Source organism: Bacillus sp. FSL K6-3200, from assembly GCF_038630485.1.
GTDB lineage: Bacteria > Bacillota > Bacilli > Bacillales > Bacillaceae > Bacillus > Bacillus safensis.
In genome coordinates this window covers 3512571-3533625 of sequence record NZ_CP152032.1, presented here as the reverse complement: position 1 = coordinate 3533625, position 21055 = coordinate 3512571, and the positions used below count along the sequence as shown (strand labels likewise).

General features: G+C 40.3%; 24 protein-coding genes. 16 read left to right on the top strand and 8 right to left on the bottom strand.

What is annotated here, in order from left to right; genetic code table 11:
- Window positions 1–20: 20 nt before the first annotated feature.
- Window positions 21–1346 carry a S8 family peptidase gene (locus MHI60_RS18175; RefSeq protein ID WP_144485280.1) on the bottom strand — a complete coding sequence of 442 codons (1326 nt, stop codon included), beginning with the start codon at window positions 1344–1346 and terminating at the stop codon, window positions 21–23.
- A gap of 584 nt (window positions 1347–1930) precedes the next feature.
- Between MHI60_RS18175 and MHI60_RS18170 the strand changes: the two genes are divergently transcribed.
- On the top strand, window positions 1931–2665 hold the full coding sequence (locus MHI60_RS18170) for a poly-gamma-glutamate hydrolase family protein (RefSeq protein WP_144470582.1): 735 nt from the start codon (window positions 1931–1933) through the stop codon (window positions 2663–2665).
- A gap of 76 nt (window positions 2666–2741) precedes the next feature.
- On the top strand, window positions 2742–3191 hold the full coding sequence (locus MHI60_RS18165; RefSeq protein WP_144470584.1) for an OsmC family protein: 450 nt from the start codon (window positions 2742–2744) through the stop codon (window positions 3189–3191).
- Window positions 3192–3237: 46 nt separating this feature from the next.
- Here the strand turns inward: MHI60_RS18165 and MHI60_RS18160 are convergent, their stop codons facing one another.
- The 4 genes from MHI60_RS18160 to MHI60_RS18145 all read right to left on the bottom strand — a co-directional run bounded on the left by MHI60_RS18160 (window position 3238) and on the right by MHI60_RS18145 (window position 4875).
- Complete coding sequence (locus tag MHI60_RS18160) at window positions 3238–3606, bottom strand: multidrug efflux SMR transporter (RefSeq protein WP_048239858.1); 369 nt, start codon at window positions 3604–3606, stop codon at window positions 3238–3240.
- A gap of 15 nt (window positions 3607–3621) precedes the next feature.
- On the bottom strand, window positions 3622–3939 hold the full coding sequence (locus MHI60_RS18155; RefSeq protein WP_095408565.1) for a multidrug efflux SMR transporter: 318 nt from the start codon (window positions 3937–3939) through the stop codon (window positions 3622–3624).
- A gap of 2 nt (window positions 3940–3941) precedes the next feature.
- Entirely contained in the window at window positions 3942–4484 is a 543-nt protein-coding gene (locus tag MHI60_RS18150) for a TetR/AcrR family transcriptional regulator (RefSeq protein WP_144485282.1), read from the bottom strand.
- Between the two features lie 112 nt (window positions 4485–4596).
- Window positions 4597–4875, bottom strand: coding sequence for a spore coat protein (locus MHI60_RS18145; RefSeq protein WP_095408567.1), 279 nt, complete (start codon window positions 4873–4875; stop codon window positions 4597–4599).
- Window positions 4876–4979: 104 nt separating this feature from the next.
- Here MHI60_RS18145 and MHI60_RS18140 point away from each other — a divergent pair, with 104 nt between their 5' ends.
- The 9 genes from MHI60_RS18140 to MHI60_RS18100 all read left to right on the top strand — a co-directional run bounded on the left by MHI60_RS18140 (window position 4980) and on the right by MHI60_RS18100 (window position 11854).
- Complete coding sequence (locus MHI60_RS18140) at window positions 4980–5381, top strand: YmaF family protein (protein ID WP_095408568.1); 402 nt, start codon at window positions 4980–4982, stop codon at window positions 5379–5381.
- 70 nt (window positions 5382–5451) lie between these two features.
- Complete coding sequence (miaA, locus tag MHI60_RS18135) at window positions 5452–6408, top strand: tRNA (adenosine(37)-N6)-dimethylallyltransferase MiaA (protein ID WP_111292936.1); 957 nt, start codon at window positions 5452–5454, stop codon at window positions 6406–6408.
- A 25-nt stretch (window positions 6409–6433) separates the two neighbouring features.
- Window positions 6434–6655, top strand: a complete 222-nt coding sequence (gene hfq, locus MHI60_RS18130) for an RNA chaperone Hfq (RefSeq protein WP_024424088.1) — start codon at window positions 6434–6436, stop codon at window positions 6653–6655.
- Window positions 6656–6817: 162 nt separating this feature from the next.
- Window positions 6818–7138, top strand: a complete 321-nt coding sequence (locus MHI60_RS18125; RefSeq protein WP_144470586.1) for a YmzC family protein — start codon at window positions 6818–6820, stop codon at window positions 7136–7138.
- Window positions 7139–7217: 79 nt separating this feature from the next.
- The gene (locus MHI60_RS18120) at window positions 7218–7430 is read left to right on the top strand and encodes a hypothetical protein (protein ID WP_003212415.1); all 213 of its coding nucleotides are present in this window, start codon (window positions 7218–7220) and stop codon (window positions 7428–7430) included.
- A gap of 265 nt (window positions 7431–7695) precedes the next feature.
- Entirely contained in the window at window positions 7696–8088 is a 393-nt protein-coding gene (gene nrdI / locus MHI60_RS18115; protein ID WP_008360380.1) for a class Ib ribonucleoside-diphosphate reductase assembly flavoprotein NrdI, read from the top strand.
- Window positions 8048–10150, top strand: coding sequence for a class 1b ribonucleoside-diphosphate reductase subunit alpha (gene nrdE / locus MHI60_RS18110; RefSeq protein ID WP_048239869.1), 2103 nt, complete (start codon window positions 8048–8050; stop codon window positions 10148–10150). The genes nrdI and nrdE overlap by 41 nt, the downstream gene beginning before the upstream one ends.
- 17 nt (window positions 10151–10167) lie before the next feature.
- The gene (gene nrdF / locus MHI60_RS18105; RefSeq protein ID WP_034662137.1) at window positions 10168–11148 is read left to right on the top strand and encodes a class 1b ribonucleoside-diphosphate reductase subunit beta; all 981 of its coding nucleotides are present in this window, start codon (window positions 10168–10170) and stop codon (window positions 11146–11148) included.
- A gap of 88 nt (window positions 11149–11236) precedes the next feature.
- The gene (locus MHI60_RS18100) at window positions 11237–11854 is read left to right on the top strand and encodes a hypothetical protein (RefSeq protein WP_024424084.1); all 618 of its coding nucleotides are present in this window, start codon (window positions 11237–11239) and stop codon (window positions 11852–11854) included.
- A gap of 67 nt (window positions 11855–11921) precedes the next feature.
- On the opposite strand, the gene MHI60_RS18095 is transcribed toward MHI60_RS18100, so the two are convergent.
- Window positions 11922–12680 (bottom strand): N-acetylmuramoyl-L-alanine amidase, encoded by a 759-nt coding sequence (locus MHI60_RS18095; RefSeq protein ID WP_095408571.1) that lies wholly within the window; start codon window positions 12678–12680, stop codon window positions 11922–11924.
- A 320-nt stretch (window positions 12681–13000) separates the two neighbouring features.
- Here MHI60_RS18095 and spoVK point away from each other — a divergent pair, with 320 nt between their 5' ends.
- From spoVK to glnA, 5 genes are all read left to right on the top strand, one after another.
- Window positions 13001–13960 carry a stage V sporulation protein K gene (gene spoVK, locus MHI60_RS18090; RefSeq protein WP_048239875.1) on the top strand — a complete coding sequence of 320 codons (960 nt, stop codon included), beginning with the start codon at window positions 13001–13003 and terminating at the stop codon, window positions 13958–13960.
- A gap of 121 nt (window positions 13961–14081) precedes the next feature.
- The gene (gene hflX, locus MHI60_RS18085) at window positions 14082–15353 is read left to right on the top strand and encodes a GTPase HflX (protein ID WP_144470588.1); all 1272 of its coding nucleotides are present in this window, start codon (window positions 14082–14084) and stop codon (window positions 15351–15353) included.
- Between the two features lie 6 nt (window positions 15354–15359).
- Complete coding sequence (locus MHI60_RS18080) at window positions 15360–16640, top strand: aminotransferase class I/II-fold pyridoxal phosphate-dependent enzyme (RefSeq protein ID WP_048239877.1); 1281 nt, start codon at window positions 15360–15362, stop codon at window positions 16638–16640.
- 91 nt (window positions 16641–16731) lie between these two features.
- Complete coding sequence (locus MHI60_RS18075; protein ID WP_041109160.1) at window positions 16732–17142, top strand: MerR family transcriptional regulator; 411 nt, start codon at window positions 16732–16734, stop codon at window positions 17140–17142.
- A gap of 60 nt (window positions 17143–17202) precedes the next feature.
- The gene (gene glnA / locus MHI60_RS18070; protein ID WP_025093273.1) at window positions 17203–18537 is read left to right on the top strand and encodes a type I glutamate--ammonia ligase; all 1335 of its coding nucleotides are present in this window, start codon (window positions 17203–17205) and stop codon (window positions 18535–18537) included.
- 115 nt (window positions 18538–18652) lie between these two features.
- On the opposite strand, the gene MHI60_RS18065 is transcribed toward glnA, so the two are convergent.
- Both MHI60_RS18065 and MHI60_RS18060 read right to left on the bottom strand, forming a co-directional pair.
- Window positions 18653–19807, bottom strand: coding sequence for a site-specific integrase (locus MHI60_RS18065; protein WP_342502662.1), 1155 nt, complete (start codon window positions 19805–19807; stop codon window positions 18653–18655).
- A gap of 141 nt (window positions 19808–19948) precedes the next feature.
- Window positions 19949–20659, bottom strand: coding sequence for a helix-turn-helix transcriptional regulator (locus tag MHI60_RS18060; protein WP_342502661.1), 711 nt, complete (start codon window positions 20657–20659; stop codon window positions 19949–19951).
- Between the last annotated feature and the right edge of the window lie 396 nt (window positions 20660–21055).

The following is a 21055-nucleotide window of genomic DNA, read 5'->3' as shown; positions in this document are numbered from 1 at the left end:
AGCGTAAAGGGCTTTTTTCTTTATTCTTTGATTGCTTTTTCTGCGTCAATTGCACCTGCTCCATAAATCATCGTGTCATCCCCAGACCACTTGCTTGTATTTTCTTTTAACAAGGTTTTGACTTCATCCGGCGTTAAATCTGGTGAATGCTCTAACAGTAGAGCGCAAATACCAGCACAAATCGGTGTTGCCATCGAGGTGCCAGATAACGTTGTATAATCATCGTCGACTCTGCTTGATTTATCGAGTTTATCCAGAAAGGATCTTGGTGATCTGAGAGAAACGATGTTTACTCCTGGTGCGAGGATATCAGGCTTTGCTTCACCATAAACAGTTGGCCCTCTGCTTGAAAACGGTGCCACGATATCGTCGCTTGATTCTGGTGTATTCCGGTCATCATAGGCTCCGACCGTAATGACCTTTTGACTGACAGCAGGGCTTGCAATCGTCTGGCTGTTAGGACCGGAGTTTCCAGCAGCGACGCATACAACAATGCCTTGATCCCAAGCAGCATTGACAGCACGCACCATTGGATCGTCTTGTTCGTCATCATAACGCTGGGCAGCGCCGCCTAGCGACATACTGATAATATGAATCGGATCATCGGGGTGGTCTTCGTTGAACTGTATGCACCATTCAACCCCTTCTATAATAGTAGAAAGTGATCCAGCCCCTTGTTTATTTAACACTTTCACACCAATCAGATTTGCTTTTGGGGCAGGCCCTTTGTATAAGCCGTCTGAGGCGGCTCCATCTCCCGCGACATCTCCCGCGCAGTGAGTACCGTGGCCATTATCATCATAAGGCTTCTTTTTTTGTTTGACTAAATCCACAAAATCACGAATTCTTCCATCTAAATCTTCATGCGGATAGATTCCCGTGTCAATGACAGCGACCGTAATGCCTTCCCCGGTTAAAGTTGTCCCGTTTCGGATGACTTCTTCAGCATGACTTGCTTGTGTGGCTACATCTAGCAGCGCATGAACTTTCCGGTCTAAATAAATTTTGCGAATATGCTCACCGTTTGCTAATAAATCCTCTAAGGCAGCAGGTGTTAGATCAGCAGCGCAGCAATTGATATGTGAGAAATGTCGTTTTATATTTGTTTTTCTGCTTTTTTTCATGAGCTGTTTTGTGCTTTGAATCTCTGCTTCAGCTGCACCTTCCTTAAATTCAATGATCACACGAAGTTTCTTTTTCTTCTTCAGTCTGCCTTCGAAAAAACGATGAAGAAAGCATGGCGTCCATTTAAAAGGTTTATAAAGGTGAAGAACGGTCTCTCTTAAAGGCTGATCGAGTTTACTAGCATGTGTTCTGACCATTTGCACCATAGAAAATCCAAACATGTGATGCCCTCCATTCTAGCTATCCATTCTCGTACACTCTTACATTATGAGAATGTGAACTGCTTGGTTCGGATTCTTGTCCTTCCTTTTCTTCATATTGGCGGCTTGCTTATGTCTTTCAAAAAAGAAAAGCGCTTACATTTTGTAAAATAATAGAAAAAGGTGGAAATCATGTAGAAACTGCCGATGTTAGGTGAGAGAGTTCTTCTGAGAGAATCAGTGAAACAAAGCATTTTGCAGAAAAAGGAGGGGTGTAGACAGGGTCAATGCTCATATAAATGTGACTCGGTACAGATGAAAAAAATCAAATCCTTATCAAAAAAAGCCGAATTAAAGAAAACAGACTGGATAGGACTAGGTCATATTAAACATAACGTCATTTGTTTGTCATACTATTCTAACTCTGTTTTCAAAGACGACAGGCGTTTCTGTGTATATAAATGCAATTATCTTATTTTTGAGGAATCTCATGATCTAGAGTGTTATGATCAAACGTGAAGAGAAAATGTGGAAAAAATGATAAGAAATGATGATTCAATATAAATCATAGAAACGGCTTAGAAATCTGTTAAAGGAGAACGGGAATGAAGAAGTTTTTTGCTTTGCTTCTCCTGCTTGCGATCGGATGGGGCGTTTATTATACCATGCAAGCACAGGAACATGATGAGCCAGTGTCATCAGGTGGGGAAGACGAAAGCGGTTCAAATGATATTTATCGAAATTTTAAAGAACTGGAAGAAAACGAATCAACAAGCAGCTACAACATTACAGCCAACCCAGTGCCCGGCAGCCGCCTTCTTGTGATGTCGCCTCATGGCGGGAGAATCGAAGGCGGCGTGAGCGAGATCGTCCATTTTTTTGACAACGATTTTTCGACGTATTTATTTGAAGGTCTAAGAGAGAATGCATCAGAACTTCATATTACAAGTACAAACTTTGATGAGCCAATCGGCGTCGCGCAGGCAAAAGCACATGATTACATCTTAGCCGTGCATGGATACAAAGGCGAGGAAGGGATTGACCATACTCTCGTCGGCGGAACAGATTACGACCGAGCAGAGAAAATTGTGAACTCATTAGAGCGGAACGGGTTTTCTGCTGAACTGGCTGTCGCACACGCAACCCTGAGCGGGACAAGCAATCATAATATTAATAATCTTACAAAAACAGGGCAAAGTGTGCAGCTTGAGATTAGTAGAAGTCAGCGTGAAGCTTTATTTGACAGTTTCGACTTTCGGAGGCGGTCAAGTACAAAAAACGAGGCGTTCTATCGTTATGTCAGGGCAATTCGGACAGTGCTGGATGAAGAATATACATAAGGGCTGTGCACATGTTAAGACAAGCAGGGGAAATCTTGTTACACTATGAACAGTGATAACAAAAGGAGAGACGGATATGGCGCGTCATCATTTTCATCTTCAGGCAAGCTGGCCTGGTCTGCGTAACGATGTGGGTACAATCGCATGTGAACAATTAAAAACAAAGATTTCGATTCCAAAGGAAATGGACGGTCCTGGTGTGGGAACCAATCCAGATGAGATGCTCTTAGGTGCAGCGGCTACGTGTTATATCATTACGCTTGCAGCCATGATGGAGCGGAGTCAATTAGAAAAAGAGGATCTGTCGATGAGCTCTGAAGCCATCGTAGATGTGACAAATGGTGTGTTTACTTATGAGGAAATTATTCATCGACCTGTCATCACCCTTAAAGAGTCCGCTTCCGCACATGAAATTGAGCTGGCCCGTAAGCTTGCGCATAAAGCCGAAAGCTCATGTATGATCTCAAGAGCTGTTCAGGGTAATGTGAACATTATCTTAGAAGAAACCATTCAAGTCGGCCGTTAAAACCAAAAAGTCATTTTCTCTTGAAATATGGAGAAAATGACTTTTTTTATGATGTCCATTCGGTTTGATCGAGTTGTGCTTTGGTTTCGTTCTTTTGCTTTTTGGACTGATTTAAGACAATCACGCCGCAGATGACAAGTGCAAGGCCGATGAAGCCTTTCGTGCTGATGGTTTCGTTAAACAGCACAAGTCCTACAAGAGCAGTAAGTGCTGTTCCAACGCCAGACCAGGTTGCATAGGCAGACGAAAGCTCAATGGTTTTAAGTGCCAAACTGAGGAAAGTAAAGGCGCAGCCAAATCCGATCAGTACCCCAATACTCGGCAGCAGCTGCGAAAAGCCTTGAGAAAGCTTCAGCATTGTACTGCCAAAAACCTCCGTTAAAATCGCTCCTGTTAAGTAGAGCATTCCTTTCATGATCTCTCACATCCTTTATGACATATTTAATAGTACGACACCTGAGACAAGCATCGTCATCCCAATGACTGCTTTTTGGTTCAAGGTTTCTTTGAAAAAGAGCACGCCAAAAATAGCCGTGAGGACCGTACCAACCCCAGACCAAGTTGCATAAGACATGCTAAGCGGAATGATGTTCAGTGTCAATGACAGCATATAAAAAGCAAGTGTATAGCCAGCCACAACGACAGCGCTAGGTTTCCAGCGCGTAAACCCATTTGATAATTTTAACATCGCGGCGCCAATGGCTTCTGAAAAAATGGCAACAGCCAAAAAAAGATATCCGAGGATCATGATCATCCCTCCTCTAATAGGTGTAAAATCCGATGAAGTAAAAGGGTTTTCTCCTCTCTTTTCAGCGGTTCAAGCTGAAACATTTCTGAAAACCATATCCCATCACATACAAGGCGGATCAGCTGACTCAGTGCAGGATCGTTTATTTCCTCAGCTGCTTTTTCTTTGAACTCCGCATAAAAATCACGCCAAGGTTGCAGCAGCGCATCATCAAATGACATGGTAGCCAGCATGCTTGTACATAGCTGGGTTGTATGCTGCATATCTAAATCATGTAATGTGGCCAATATATATGCGCGTACATAAGGCGCTTTTTCGTGTTTGTATGTTTCTTGATACGTCTCGAGCTGCTGACGAAAACAAAGAATCGCGTGCTCATTCATTTGTTGGATGAGCTCTTCCTTGCTTGAAAAATGATAAAGCAGACCAGCTTTGGTCATATTTGCATGCTCTGCAACCTGCTGAAGGGTGAGCTGGCTTAATCCTTCTTTTAAAATTGTGCTGGCAGCTGCATCAAAAATTTGCTCTTTTTTGGTTTTAGACATAAAAAAAACACCTACTTTACTGAACAGTCGGTAAAGTAAATGTTAACCCATGAAAAAAGAGTGTGTCAATCGATTCATTTTATGAACGGATGTTTTCGCTTAAACGTCATATTTAATAATAAGGGTATGGTCCATATGGCGGGTATGGCGGCGGATAAGGGTATCCATATCCATAGCCATATCCTGGCGCAAGTAGAGATCCAGCAAGCAGGCCTCCAGCAAAACCACCTAAAAATGGAGGTCCAAAGAATCCAGGGCGTCCAAATCCGAATCCAGGTCTCCCAAAGCCGAATCCGGGTCTCCCAAACCCAAAGCCAGGGCGTCCAAATCCAAAACCAAAAGGTCTTCTCATGTCTTCTTCAATAACTGGAGGTGTATCAAAATAATTCATAATAAAAGGCTCCTTTCTCATAAAATCACTGTAACTGAAATCAGTGTATTCCGTTGGCCTACATATGTTTGGGTGAACGCCTAATATAAGGAGGAATGTCAAAAATGGGCCTGTATCCATCTGATTGGGCAAAGTGTCCGCCGCATGCTCATGCATATAAAGCGCGTACGGATGTAACAGAGGAGCATTATCATTTAATAGAAGGTATTTCTCAGCCTGTGAATGGAAGCAGTACCGACGGGCATACTCATTTTTATCGCGGAATCACCTCCTTTGAAAGAGGGCATTTCCACAGGTATTACGGGGTCACAGGGCCTGCAATTCCAAGAGTGGATGGAACACATTATCACGAGATCGAGGAAGTCACCTATTCAGCCTATCTCGATTCTGTACCCATCCCATATGGAGGTGTCGTCTATAGTCCAGATGAGAAGCGGCCAACCCATAAGCATCGTTTAAAAGGAAAAACATATGAAGTGGTTGGAAATGAACCGCTTGGCTGGTGATGGGCAGCATATAGGAGAGTAAGAAAAGTTATGCTATACTGTAGGCAGTTTTGTAAAAGTGAGTGATGTTATGAATAAAGCGAAGCAGCCAGTAATCGTGTTAGTAGGGCCGACGGCTGTCGGCAAAACCAAATTGAGCATTGATATAGCCAAAGCATTTAATGGAGAGATTATCAGCGGGGATTCTATGCAGATTTATAAAGGAATGGACATCGGAACTGCTAAAATCACCCCCGAAGAAATGAATGGCATCCCGCACCATTTAATTGATATTAAACAGCCGGACGAATCTTTTTCGACAGCTGAATTTCAGCAGCTGGTTCGTATGAAAATTAAAGAGATTGCTGCTAGAGGGAAAACGCCAATGATTGTCGGCGGAACAGGCCTCTATATCCAATCTGTTTTATATGATTACACATTTACGGATGAGAAAAGTGATCCTGCTTTTAGAGAAGAAATGGCGCTGTTTGAACAGCAGCATGGTGCGCTTTTGCTGCACGAAAAGCTAAAGGCAGTAGATCCTGATGCTGCAAACGCAATTCATCCGAATAACGTCCGCCGCGTGATCCGGGCGCTTGAAGTGATCCATACAACAGGTCAGAAAATGTCGGAGATGCAAAACGGGCATCAAGAAGTTCCTCTTTATGATACAGCCTTCATTGGGCTGAAAATGGATCGAGAGCTTTTGTACGAGCGCATTCATCAAAGAATTGATATGATGATAGATGAAGGCTTAATTGAAGAAGTGAGAGCACTTTATCAATCTGGCTTGAAGGATTGTCAGTCTGTTCAAGCCATTGGTTATAAAGAGCTGTATGCCTATTTTCAAGGTGACTGCTCACTTGATGAAGCCATCCAGCAATTAAAGCAAAATTCCCGTAGATATGCGAAGCGTCAGTTCACGTGGTTCCGTAATAAAATGGCGGTCACTTGGTTTGATATGACACCGCCTTGCCACTTTTCGGACAAAAAAGAGGAAATTTTCGCATATATAGCAGGAAAGCTTGGACTTAAAGCGAAACTGTAGTTATCAGAATCAAGGAGGACGAAACATGAAACCGATTAATATTCAGGAGCAGTTTTTGAATCAGATCCGCAAAGACAATACATTTGTCACAGTATTCTTACTGAATGGCTTTCAGCTTCGCGGTCAAGTGAAAGGGTTTGACAATTTCACGGTGCTGCTTGAGACAGAAGGGAAGCAGCAGCTTATTTATAAACACGCCATTTCTACATTTGCACCTCAAAAGAATGTAAATCTAGAATTAGAATAGGATATGTTGTATTTAAAATAGCCCCATGCATCTGCGAATAAACCGGCCGGAACCCGCTACGTTTTTTGTCAGTGCAGAGGGGCTATTTTGTATGCAATGAAACTTTTCTGCCAATTTTTCGTATAATTCCTTATTGGATATTAGAAGGGTGAGGGGATTCATATGGAAAATGCAGAGCTTGAATTAAGAAGGATTAGAGTGATCCTCCTTTTGATTGGAATTGTTGTCTTGTTTGGATCGTGCGCTATCTCAAACATTGAAACGAGACAAGAAAGTTGGAATAATCATTCTCATGAAAATGTAGATGGAATTTTATCATCATCTGCTGCACTAAAAAATAATCATTTTGCTGTTGTGAAAGATGATCAAGTACATGTGTACCGGTTTGATGAAAAAGAAGGAGAGCTGACTCTCGTTACAACGAAATACATAGATGAATGGGACGACGAAGAATATGATGATGGCTCTGATGAAGAAGAGTAAGCACGTAAATTTACAAATGAATGTGAAGCCGCTACACTATAAACATGCATCAGACATCTAGACAGAAAAGGATGAGTTCATGACACATAAAATTAAAATTAATCATTGGGAACAAACTTGTGAAGACGATTCCTGTTTCGAATATGGAACGAGTGTTTCTGTAAATGGGAAAGAATTAGTGAGAGAAGCTTCAATCGTCTCTGCGCTTGAAGCGGTGCTAAAAGAATTAGGTGTTGAAGTGGAAATTACAGAAGTGTCAGAAGATTTACAGTGCGATGCCTACAAAAAATAAAACAAAAAGTCTAGTCTACTAAGCGATTTTTTTTCGTGTTATGATAGATTTCGGTTTCAGTTGAATAGGGAGTAGAGCAGTCTATTTTTAGATCCTGTTCTGCTCTATTTATTTGAACGTACGAGTTCGGCTATGAAGGTTCGGCCGGGTTGGTTGATTTTTTTCGTTTCGAACATCTATATGTTGTGTTTTGAAAAAACATAGTATACTATATATAGTGAATAGCGAAATGATCAACAATACTAAAAACTAGGTCGTGATGGAATTGATTCAAATCGTATTTGATTCAAAAACAGGAAATGTTCAACGCTTTTTGGACAAGACCCCTTTTACAGACAAACGAAAATTGACTGGAGAAGAGTTTTTGGATACGCCGTTTATTCTCGTCACCTTTACGACAGGATTTGGACAAGTCCCTAGTACCACTCAGTCCTTTTTAGAGAAAAATGCTCACCTTTTACTAGGTGTTGCGGTGAGTGGCAACAAAGTGTGGGGAGATAATTTTGCAAAAAGCGCCGATACGATTTCTAAACAATATCAAGTTCCTATTTTGCACACCTTTGAACTAAGCGGAACAAAAAGGGATGTTGAATTGTTTACACAGGAGGTAGAAAGAATTGTCACAAAATCAGGTTCCAAAGTGGATACAATTAAATAACGAGATTATGATTCAAAAAGAAGGAAAGTTTCAGTTCGATAAGGACAAAGAAGCTGTACATAGTTATTTCGTAGATTACATTAATCAAAACACGGTCTTTTTTCACAATCTAGAAGAGAAGATTGATTACTTAATAGAAAACGACTACTATGAGGAAGAATTTTTAAGACAATACAGCATGGCAGATATTAAAGAAGTCTTTGAAGCTGCATATGCCAAAAAATTTAGATTCCCATCATTTATGAGTGCCTTTAAGTTTTACAATGACTATGCACTGAAAACAAATGATAAAAAGAAAATCCTTGAACGCTATGAAGACCGCATTTCAGTTGTAGCACTATTCTTTGCGGGTGGAGATAAAGAAAAAGCACTTGAGTTTGTAGAACTGATGATCAATCAAGAGTACCAGCCAAGTACACCAACCTTCTTGAACGCTGGACGTAAAAGACGCGGTGAGCTTGTGAGCTGCTTCTTGCTTGAAGTAAATGACTCACTAAACGATATTTCAAGAGCGATTGATATTTCAATGCAGCTGTCAAAACTAGGCGGCGGCGTCAGTTTGAACCTGTCAAAACTTCGTGCAAAAGGCGAAGCAATCAAAGATGTAGAAAACGCGACAAAAGGTGTCGTCGGCGTGATGAAGCTTCTTGATAATGCATTCAGATATGCAGATCAAATGGGGCAAAGACAAGGATCAGGCAGTGCCTACCTGAATATTTTCCACAGAGATATCAATGATTTCTTAGATACGAAAAAAATCTCTGCCGATGAAGATGTTCGCGTGAAAACTCTGTCCATTGGAGTCGTCATCCCGGATAAATTTATCGAGCTTGCTAGAGAAGATAAAACAGCTTACACCTTCTATCCGCACACAGTCTATAAAGAATATGGACAGCATCTTGATGAGATGGACATGGAAGAAATGTATGACGAGCTTGTTGAAAACCCGAAAGTCAAAAAAGAAAAAGTCAATCCGAGAAAGCTTCTTGAAAAATTGGCTGTTCTACGCTCAGAATCAGGCTATCCATATATCATGTTCCAAGATAATGTAAATAGAGAGCATGCCTTGAACCATATTTCACGAGTGAAATTCTCAAACCTTTGCTCAGAAGTGCTTCAGGCTTCAGAAGTTTCTTCTTACACGGACTATGATCAAGATGATGAAATCGGTCTTGATATTTCTTGTAACCTTGGTTCATTAAATATCATGAATGTCATGAAAAACAAATCGATCGAAAAAACAGTCAAACTTGCAACAGACTCACTAACGCTTGTGTCTGAAACAACAGACATTCGCAATGCACCAGCTGTACGTAAAGCGAACAAGGCGATGAAGTCAATCGGACTTGGCGCGATGAACCTTCACGGGTATTTAGCTCAAAACCAAATTGCCTATGAAAGTGAAGAAGCAAGAGATTTCGCAAATACATTCTTTATGATGGTGAACTATTATTCAATTAAACGCTCAAGTGAGATTGCAAAAGAAAAAGGAGAAACATTCCATCGTTATGAGGGCTCTGGCTATGCAACTGGTGAGTACTTCAATAAATACGTGGAGAATGATTTCACACCAAAAACAGAAAAAGCAGCAGCACTATTTGAAGGCATGCACATTCCAACAAAAGAAGATTGGGCCGCACTCAAAGAATTTGTAGCGGAAAACGGCATGTATCACAGCTATCGTTTATGTATTGCACCAACAGGTTCCATTTCTTATGTTCAATCGGCAACAGCCTCTGTTATGCCAATTATGGAACGTATCGAAGAAAGAACATACGGCAACAGCAAAACCTATTACCCAATGCCAGGTCTTTCAGCACAAAACTGGTTCTTCTATAAAGAAGCGTACGATATGGACATGTTTAAAGTGGTCGATATGATCGCAACAATTCAACAGCACGTCGATCAAGGAATCAGCTTTACACTATTCCTGAAAGATACGATGACAACGCGTGATTTAAACCGCATCGATCTTTATGCACACCATAAAGGCATTAAGACACTTTATTATGCAAGAACGAAGGATACAGGGCAGGAAGGCTGTCTTTCTTGTGTTGTTTGATTAAAGGAGAGTTTAACGTGACAAAAATTTATGATGCAGCCAACTGGTCAAAACACGAAGACGATTTTACACAAATGTTTTACAACCAAAATGTGAAGCAGTTCTGGCTTCCAGAAGAGATTTCCTTAAACGGAGATCTCTTAACATGGAAATATTTAGGCGAAAAAGAGCGAGATACGTACATGAAGGTACTTGCTGGACTGACTTTACTTGATACAGAACAAGGAAATACAGGGATGCCGATTGTTGCTGAACATGTGGACGGCCATCAGCGTAAAGCTGTACTCAACTTTATGGCAATGATGGAAAATGCGGTGCATGCGAAATCATACTCAAATATCTTCATGACACTCGCACCAACTGAAACGATCAGTGAAGTGTTTGAATGGGTCAAGAAGAATAAATTCCTGCAAAAGAAAGCAGATATGATTGTCAGTTTATACCGTTCGATTCAAAAGGACGATCCTATTTCTCTCTTTAAAGCAATGGTTGCTTCTGTCTATTTAGAAAGCTTCCTATTTTATAGTGGTTTTTACTACCCGCTTTATTTCTATGGGCAAGGAAAGCTCATGCAAAGTGGTGAAATCATCAACTTAATTTTGCGTGATGAAGCGATTCACGGTGTGTACGTTGGATTATTAGCACAAGAAATTTACAACAAACAAACACCTGAAGTGCAAAAAGAGCTATATGATTTCTCTATTGACCTTTTAAACGAGCTTTATGAAAATGAACTTCATTACACTGAAGATATTTATGACCAAGTCAATTTATCGCATGATGTGAAAAAGTTCATTCGTTACAATGCCAATAAAGCGTTAATGAACCTTGGATTTGCCCCTTACTTTGAAGAAGAAGAGATCAACCCAATTGTATTGAATGGACTCAATACAAAAACAAAGTCGCATGACTTCTTCTCAATGAAAGGGAACGGCTACAAAAAAGCAACAGTTGAGCCATTAAAAGATGACGACTTCTTCTTTGGAGATGAATCATAAGGAAAGCATAAAAGTCAAAACGCATCACTCGTTTTGGCTTTTTGCCATTTCTAACAATGTGTTAGTTACATACTGGAGGTTACCGAACATGGGAAAAATGGACGAAATTATTTTAGTTGCACCACGCGCACGCGTGTTTCAAAACGAAACACTTGCGTTTAATGGTGTGAACAGTGAAGAGAAAACAATCAGCACAATTATGAAAGAAATCGAAGAGCACTTCGAGCAAATGCGAAGAGGCGATGCAGAAGAAAATCCTGACTTCAAGCAGCCAATTCCTTATGTCGTGATTAAGCGTGAGGACGAAGTGTATGTATACGAAAGACTTCAAGGCGGAGGAGAGACTCGCTTACATCATAAGTTATCTCTTGGCTTTGGGGGGCATATGAATTTCATCGAAGGAAAAAACTTTGCTGAGATTCTAAAAGAAAATACGGATCGTGAGCTCGACGAAGAACTTTCTATTCAAGAAGAAGACAAACTTGAAATGAAAACCCTTGGATTAATCAATGACGATGACAACAGTGTCGGCCGTGTGCACATCGGGCTGTTATCAGCGCTTGAGCTATCTCCGGGTGCTCATGTGGAAGTAAAAGAAACAGATCAAATCTCAGGAAAATGGATGAAAGCAGCCGATTTGAAAAAGCCTGAATACTTCGATCGTCTTGAAACATGGTCTCAATTTGTCGTCAACATCCTAGCGTAAATGAATACACAACAAACCGGCTCAGCGAAAGACTTGAGCCGGTTTGTTTCGTTACAACAGCTTCAGCTTATTGGAAAACAAATGCGTCGTGACCGGCCTGCTTCAATCTTGCGACGAGGTCATCTGCATTTTGTTTTGTACGGAAAGCCCCGGCTTGTACTCGGAACATGCCGCCGTCTAATACAACAAACGCGTCAAAGCCTTTGGATTTAAGTGTGGCTGCTAATTCATCCGCATTGGCTTTCACCTTGAAAGCTCCTGCCTGCACTTTATAAAGATTACTTGCTTTTTTTTTCAATTGAAAGGCTTCTTCAAGACCAGTTGCATGAGCGCGAGCGATGCCTTGAAGGAAGGTTGCGTTGCGGAGCTTATTAGCATCAGCTGCCGTATCAATGAAACCATTCTCTGTTAAAATAGCGGACATAGAAGTTTCTCGAAGAACGTGGAAGTTCGCAGTTTTCTTGCCGCGGTTAGCAAAATCAACCGAGCGGACAATTTCATCATGAAGGGCGTTGCGATACGTGGTGGTCGGTGCTGAAACGCCTGGATACACATAGCTTTCAAACCCTGTGCCCCCGCCAGCATTAATATGAATAGACACGAAATAGTCAGCTCCCCAGCTGTTTGCAGCATTCGTACGCTGGGACAAAGTGACGGATTGGTCAGTTGAACGACTTAAGCGGACAGAAACCCCATCATATTCACTAATCAAAATGTCTCTCAATAAAAGCGCGATTTGAAGTGTTATATTTTTCTCCAAAAGTCCATTAGCACTAGCTCCAGAATCCGTTCCTCCGTGGCCAGGATCAATAAAAATTTTCACCATCTATTCATCACCTCGTCTTTATTTTATGAGAAAATAGAAGAATTGCCTGTACAAAATGCGGAAATCATTGAGACTCTTTTCTGCATGATTTGTGATCAAAAAGCTACATTTTTCTAAGAAAAAGCAAATTGTTGGTTTGTCCGCCCAAAAGGGATGAATACAATGGAAATAGCACATCATTTCCTGGGAAACCGCAGAAATCCCTACAATATTCGGTATCTCGGGTCATTTTGACAGCAAACTTGGGCTTAGGCGGGCGATTGTCACGATTACAGCTCCACCCGAATAGAATAAAGAGAGAAGAGCGAGAGGTGAATACGTTGGAGCGAGCTGTCACATATAAAAACAACGGCCAAATCAATATTATACTTAACGGACAAAAGCAAGTATTGGTTGATGCAGACTCAGAGGCAGAATACCTAGAAGCCTTGCAGAAAAATGAGGCAAAACACAGCATCTTACGGGAAATAGAGCGTGAAATGAACAGCCTTGTCGGTATGGATGAAATGAAACGAAACATAAAAGAGATTTATGCTTGGATTTTTGTTAATCAAAAACGGCAGGAACAAGGGTTAAAGGTAGGGAAACAAGCGCTTCATATGATGTTCAAAGGAAATCCAGGCACAGGGAAAACCACAGTTGCAAGACTTGTCGGGAAGCTTTTCTTTGAAATGAATGTGCTGTCAAAGGGTCACTTAATTGAAGCAGAACGCGGTGATCTTGTTGGGGAGTATATTGGTCATACAGCGCAAAAAACAAGGGATTTAATTAAAAAATCACTAGGTGGTATTTTGTTCATTGACGAAGCCTATTCTCTTGCGCGCGGAGGAGAAAAGGATTTTGGAAAAGAGGCGATAGATACCCTTGTAAAACATATGGAGGACAAACAGCACGAATTCATTCTCATTCTTGCTGGCTACTCCAAGGAAATGGAACATTTTCTTTCTTTAAATCCCGGCTTGCAATCAAGATTTCCAATCAACATCAGCTTTCCTGATTATACAGTCGATCAGCTCATGGATATTGCTAAACGAATGATGGCGGACAGGGAATATGTTTTTACCCAAGAAGCTGAATGGAAGCTGCGGGATTATTTAATGCACATTAAAAGTACCACGAGCCCGGCAAAATTCAGCAACGGCCGGTTTGTGCGAAACACCATTGAAAAAGCCATACGAACCCAGGCGATGAGACTGCTTCTTGTGGATCATTATGATAAAAAAGATCTGCTGACCATTAAAAGTCACGATCTTCAAATGAAAGAGGATACGCCTTCTTGAAATGGCGTATCCTTTTTATAAAGAGATACTAAAATAAACCATCCGAATAGTGGTATACGTGTGATGTGTTTGGTATGATGGTACTACTGAAAACTTAAGTACAGAAAGGAAACAACTGACGTTGAATGAACATGAAATGACTGAAAAAGCGATCCTAGTCGGCTGCCAATTGCCGCATGTAACGGATGAACGCTTTCAATACTCAATGGAAGAATTAGCTTCTTTAACTAAAACGGCTGGCGGTGAAGCTGTCAGCGTGATGACGCAGAAGAGAAATAGACAAGACAGCGCAACGTATATCGGTAAGGGGAAAGTAGAAGAACTTGAAGTGCTTTGCGAGGAATTCGAATGCGATGTCATTATTTTTAACGACGAGCTTTCTCCAAGCCAGTTAAAAGCTTTGGCGACTGCTTTAGATGTGAAAATTATTGACCGTACGCAATTGATTTTAGATATCTTTGCGAAAAGAGCCCGTACAAGAGAGGGGAAGCTGCAAATAGAGCTTGCCCAGCTTCAGTATGCCCTGCCGAGACTAAGTGGACAAGGGATCAGCCTCTCAAGACAAGGAGGCGGAATTGGCGCAAGAGGTCCAGGTGAAACAAAACTGGAAACAGATAGACGCCATATTCGAAACCGCATTCACGAAATTAACGGGCAGTTATCTGCAGTCAAAGAACACCGAACAAGATATCGGGAACGCCGAAAGAAAAATGGTGTGTTCCAAATTGCCATTGTCGGGTATACGAATGCCGGAAAATCAACTTTGTTTAATCAATTAACAGAAGCGGATAGTCATGAAGAGGATTTGCTATTTGCGACACTTGATCCAATGACACGTAAGATGACATTAGAATCTGGCTACAGTGTGCTGATTTCAGATACAGTTGGCTTTATCCAAGACCTTCCGACCACACTGATTGCCGCATTTCGTTCCACCCTTGAAGAAGTGAAGGAAGCCGATTATTTGCTTCATGTCATCGACTCTTCTAATGAGGATTATGAAGGGCACGAACGAACGGTTCATGAGCTTTTAGAAGAATTAGAAGCGGACCGTATTCCGATGTTGACTGTTTATAACAAGGAAGATCAAATCAGACCAGATTTCATCCCATCTACAAAGCATCGCCACATAATAATCAGTGCTAGACGCAAAGAAGATGTGAAAAGGTTAAAAGCGGATATTATGGCTGAGCTGAAAAAAGCCTTTTTAAAGCCATATCATGTGAAGATTCCAGCGTATGAAGGGAAGCTCATCTCCGCATTAAAATCAGAAACGCTTGTGGAATCACTAGAATTTCAAAAAGAAGCAGAGATTTATGATATCACCGGATTTAGTGGTGAGGATCAGACCATTTTAGGTCAAATCAAGAAGTATATGTTGGAAAGGAATTAAATCAAGATGTTTCACACATTAAAACACGGCAGTATTTTAGAAAAAGCAGCAGCAGAAACAGAACAAGAGATTTTACACGTGCATCAGCAAATTGATCAAAAGAGTGAACAAAATGAGTGGCGGGTGCTTGAAAGCTATCGAAAGCACAAAGTCAGTGACTCTCACTTTAATCCGACGACTGGATATGGCTACGATGATATGGGAAGAGACACATTAGAAAAGATTTATGCGGATGTCTTCGGAGGAGAAAGCGGCCTTGTGCGTCCGCAAATTATTTCCGGGACACACGCAATTTCTATTGCCTTATTTGGTGTGCTGAGACCTGGCGATGAACTGATCTACATGACGGGAAAACCATACGATACGCTAGAAGAAATTGTCGGGATTCGCGGTAAAGAAGGGACAGGCTCATTAAAAGACTTCCAGATTGACTACAAAGCCATTGATTTACGTCAAGATGGATCCGTCGATTACGACAAAGTAAAAGAGTCGATTTCCTCTAAAACAAAAGTCATCGGCATCCAGCGCTCAAAAGGCTATGCGTCAAGACCATCCTTTACAATAGAAGAAATTGAGCAAATGATTTCATTTGTGAAAGAGATTAATGAAGAAATCATTGTATTTGTAGATAACTGTTATGGTGAATTTACTGAATTGCAAGAGCCATGTCATGTCGGAGCTGATCTCATGGCCGGTTCACTCATTAAAAACCCAGGCGGAGGCCTTGCCAAAACAGGCGGCTACATCGTTGGAAAAGAAAAATGGGTAGAAGCTTGCTCTTATCGAATGACTTCTCCAGGCATCGGCAGTGAAGCGGGTGCATCGCTGTATGCGCTCCAAGAAATGTATCAAGGCTTTTTCTTGGCGCCGCATGTTGTAGCTCAAAGTTTAAAAGGCGCAGTGTTTACGGCTCGTTTTCTTGAGAAGCTCGGATTCCAAACAAACCCAGCGTGGAATGCGAAAAGAACGGATTTGATTCAATCAGTCGAATTTGGAGATCCTAAAAAAATGATTGCGTTCTGTCAGGCAATCCAGTATGCCTCTCCTATTAATAGTCACGTCACACCACATGCAAGCTATATGCCCGGCTACGAGGACGATGTCATTATGGCAGCGGGCACGTTTGTACAAGGAGCTAGTATCGAATTATCAGCCGATGGTCCGATCAGACCGCCTTATACTGCCTACGTTCAAGGCGGACTCACGTATGCCCATGTGAAAAATGCGATTTGCAGTGCTGTCGATGCCTTATTGGAACAAGGTTTTATTGAAGTGCCTGCTCGATAAAAAAATCCATGTTAATATTCCTAACATCTTGTTGACACATAATATAACATGACATATAATAAATTTAAGCAAAGAGGAGGAGACAGTTGAGATGAGTGATAACATTCGCCGCTCAATGCCTTTATTCCCAATTGGGATTGTCATGCAGCTAACAGAATTATCTGCAAGACAAATTCGCTATTATGAGGAAAATGGTTTAGTATTTCCAGCAAGAAGTGATGGAAACCGCCGATTATTTTCTTTTCATGATGTTGATAAATTACTAGAAATTAAAAACCTCATCGAACAAGGTGTAAACATGGCAGGAATCAAAAAGCTTTTTGCCAAAGCTGAGGCAGAAAATCCATCGTCTGATACAAAGACGGATGAAAAAGCTACTGCTAAGCACAACTTGACAGATGATGAACTCAGGAAGCTACTGAAGAAGGAACTCATTCAGGCTGGACGTTTCCAACAAGGAACGACCTTTAGGCAGGGGGATATGTCAAGGTTCTTCCGTTAACCAATTAGCAAAAGCATTGCTATACACATTTTACCTTTTGTAGGGGAGGAGTTTTACGAAATGGCAAAGTACACAAGAGAAGATATCGTAAAATTAGTAAATGAGGAAAACGTAAAGTACATCCGTCTGCAATTTACAGACATTCTCGGAACGATTAAAAATGTTGAGATTCCTGTGAGCCAGTTAGAAAAAGCTCTCGATAACAAATGTATGTTTGACGGTTCATCTATTGAAGGATTCGTACGTATCGAAGAATCAGATATGTACCTATACCCAGATCTAAACACATTTGTTATTTTCCCTTGGACAGCAGAAAAAGGTAAAGTTGCACGCTTTATTTGTGACATTTATAAGCCAGACGGGACACCATTTGATGGAGACCCGCGTAACAACTTAAAGCGTATCTTAAAGGAAATGGAAGAACTAGGATTTAGTGATTTCAACCTTGGACCTGAGCCAGAATTTTTCTTATTTAAATTAGATGAAAAAGGCGAGCCAACGCTTGAACTAAACGATAAAGGCGGATACTTTGATCTTGCACCAACAGATCTAGGCGAAAACTGCCGCCGTGATATCGTGTTAGAGCTTGAAGAAATGGGCTTTGAAATTGAAGCATCTCACCACGAAGTAGCACCTGGACAGCATGAAATTGATTTCAAATATGCAGGCGCGATCCGTTCTTGTGATGACATTCAAACGTTCAAACTCGTTGTCAAAACCATTGCAAGAAAGCACGGTCTTCATGCGACATTCATGCCAAAACCATTGTTCGGTGTAAACGGATCTGGTATGCACTGTAACCTATCATTATTCAAAAATGGTAAAAACGCATTCTTCGATGAAAAAGCAGATTTACAATTAAGCGAGACTGCTAGACACTTTATCGCAGGTATCGTCAAGCACGCAACAAGCTTTACAGCGGTCACAAACCCAACGGTAAACTCTTACAAGCGTCTTGTACCTGGCTATGAAGCACCTTGCTATGTAGCATGGAGTGCACAAAACCGCAGCCCATTGATCCGTATCCCGGCATCACGCGGCATCAGCACACGCGTAGAAGTGCGCAGCGTAGACCCTTCTGCAAACCCATACCTTGCACTAAGCGTATTACTTGCAGCAGGTCTAGACGGAATCAAAAACAAACTAGAAGCACCAGCACCAATCGACAGAAACATCTATGTCATGGACAAAGAAGAGCGCCTTGAAAACGGCATCGCTGACCTTCCTGCAACACTTGCAGAAGCACTCGAGCTGCTAAAATCAAACGAAGTCATGATCAACGCACTAGGCGATCACCTATTCGAGCACTTCATCGAATCAAAAGAAATCGAATGGGATATGTTTAGAACCCAAGTACATCCGTGGGAACGCGATCAGTATATGTCTCAGTATTAATAAAGAAACGTTGATTTAAAAGGGTTTTAGAAAAGGATTTGGTGGTCAAATTCATAGTGACCACACCAGTAAAAAGGTTTGACCACTATTTGACCACCAAATTCAACAAAAAATTTCAACTCAGAATTGAGTTGATGTAATTCTCGAAACTGTCCACAGATTTATTTTCGAGTTTTTCACTTATATGAGCATACACGTCAGAAGTTATGCTTATATTTTTATGTCCCAATCTTTCTTGGATGAACTTCATGCTCTGGCCAGCTTCTAATAGAAGAACGGCGTGAGTATGTCTTAGTCCATGGATTGGGATATTTTCTATTTCAGCCTTTTTCAATATTCTTTTAAGAGCATTGAAGAGGGAGGACTTTGGTAAAGGATCACCTTTTTCTCTGCAGAAAACAAGGTCTAGATCATGATCATATATCTCATTAAAGACCATTTTGTTATCGTTGATCCACTTCATATGAGCGTGAAGTTCCTTTGCAAAAGACTCAGTAATTTTGATTGTTCGTTCGGAGTGATATGTTTTTGTATTTCCGAATACTTCTTCACCAGGATCTCTTTGGAAATCCAGTGATTTGTTTATAGTTATTGTTCGATTCTTTAGATCGATATCTTTTCGTTGAAGCGCAGCAGCTTCACCTTTTCTCATTCCAGTTTCAATTAAAGTCTTAAAGAAAATGTAATAGATATAGTTGTCTTGACGGGCTACTTTTAGGAACTTTCCAATATCCTCAGAGTTGATATATTCCAAACTGTGTTTAGACTTGGATCGATCTTTTTTTGGCAAAACTACTCCATCACATGGATTTGAAGAAATCTTCTTAAGTGGTTTAACAGCCATTGATAATGCATGATACATAGTACCGTGAATGATTTCAATAGTTCTTGCGCTATATTTACCTGATTCTCCGAGCGTGTTAATGAATTTTTGGTATCTAATTGGTGTTATGTCTTTTAGTTTAATCTCTTTGAAGTAGGGGAGGATTTTATTCTCAATATTTCTTTTGTGAATGTTATACGTGTTTTTTGCAACCTTTCCTTTTTTATAAATTTCTAACCATTCAATAAGAAAATGTTTTAAAGATGTTTCTCCACCTCCAACCTCTATATCACTTCTAAGTAATTCCTCATGTTTTGAAGCAGCAATTTGTGCTTCTTTTTTTGTACTAAATCCACCTTTAGAAAGCTCTGTTACTTCTTGTGTTACAGGATCCTTATATTTAATTCTATACTGCCATGTCGTACCTCTTTTACGGAAACTTGCCAATAAAATGCCACCTTTCGATTTTAATTATGATAGAGAGCCCTGAGTGAACTCTCTTATGTAATTTACTATAATAAATTCGATTGTAATGAGATCAATTGGTTAGAATATGTCATCTATTCACCTCCTTTAAAAACATTAAATTTAGGTCCAAATATCATCTGATGTATCTAATGAACGAATTTTTTCTCTTAAGCGTGGTTTGCCAAAGGCAATCATTTCTTCATTAATTCGATTTTCCTCTTCGATTAAAGTGTTGAGGACTCTCAATAATGCTTTCTCATCTAAATTGTACGGACTGATGTCTTTAAAGAAATGAGCAAAGAATAAAAAGAACTCTTTTTTGCTTTTCATGGCCTCGGTACAATTGTATAAACCCTCAGCGATATTAAATCCGTAGTAGCCCAAATCTAAAGCCGATTTTAAGTTGTCGGATATACGATCTATTTTATCAATGACAATTTCTTCATGGTTTTTTTGTTCTTCTATATAGTCTAAAACTTTCTGAGGCACATAGTCAGGATTGTTTTGAGCCTCTTGATTTTCCTCTTCAATTTTTCTTTCTTGTTCTTCTTCCCAATGCATTTCAGATTTTTCTTTTCGAGAATTCGGTATCACGTTGAAGTAAGAAAGATAAGCATTCACATCTTTTTCATTTATTCCGATTTTAAGGAAAATTTTTTTTATGGTGTTGTAATCAGGCCTTTTAGTGCGATTATTTTCAATATGATTTACATAAGCTCTTGATTTACCGACTTCTTTTGAAAGTGTTAGCGAACTAATCTTTTTATTTCTTCTATGGAATCTTACAAATTCACCAAGAGTGCCTTCGAATTCAATTTTTGATTTATTCATATTTTCACCTCTGTACAATGTATATTACCATAAAAAACACAAAGTATACAATAAATAAAAATGTATAGTTTATATCTCTTGTGTATAGCGAAAATCGAAAAAGTATAGAGAATTCCTTGATATAATGTATATTATGTGTTATTATTTGTTTATCTGTTAAATATAGTATACAAAAATGTTCTTTGACAACTGAATAACCCACAATTAAAAATTTACATCTAATTGGAAGCGAGGTGATTTATAATGAGAGATATGCAAAACTTCTCATCTTGGCAACTAGCGCAAAACATAATGATGCATGAGTTCATAGCGCAGAATGAAGATCTATTAGACCGATTTCCATTATGGCTTCAGCACAACAGGCATATCAAAGAATTTGACTTGCTCCCAAAGAGT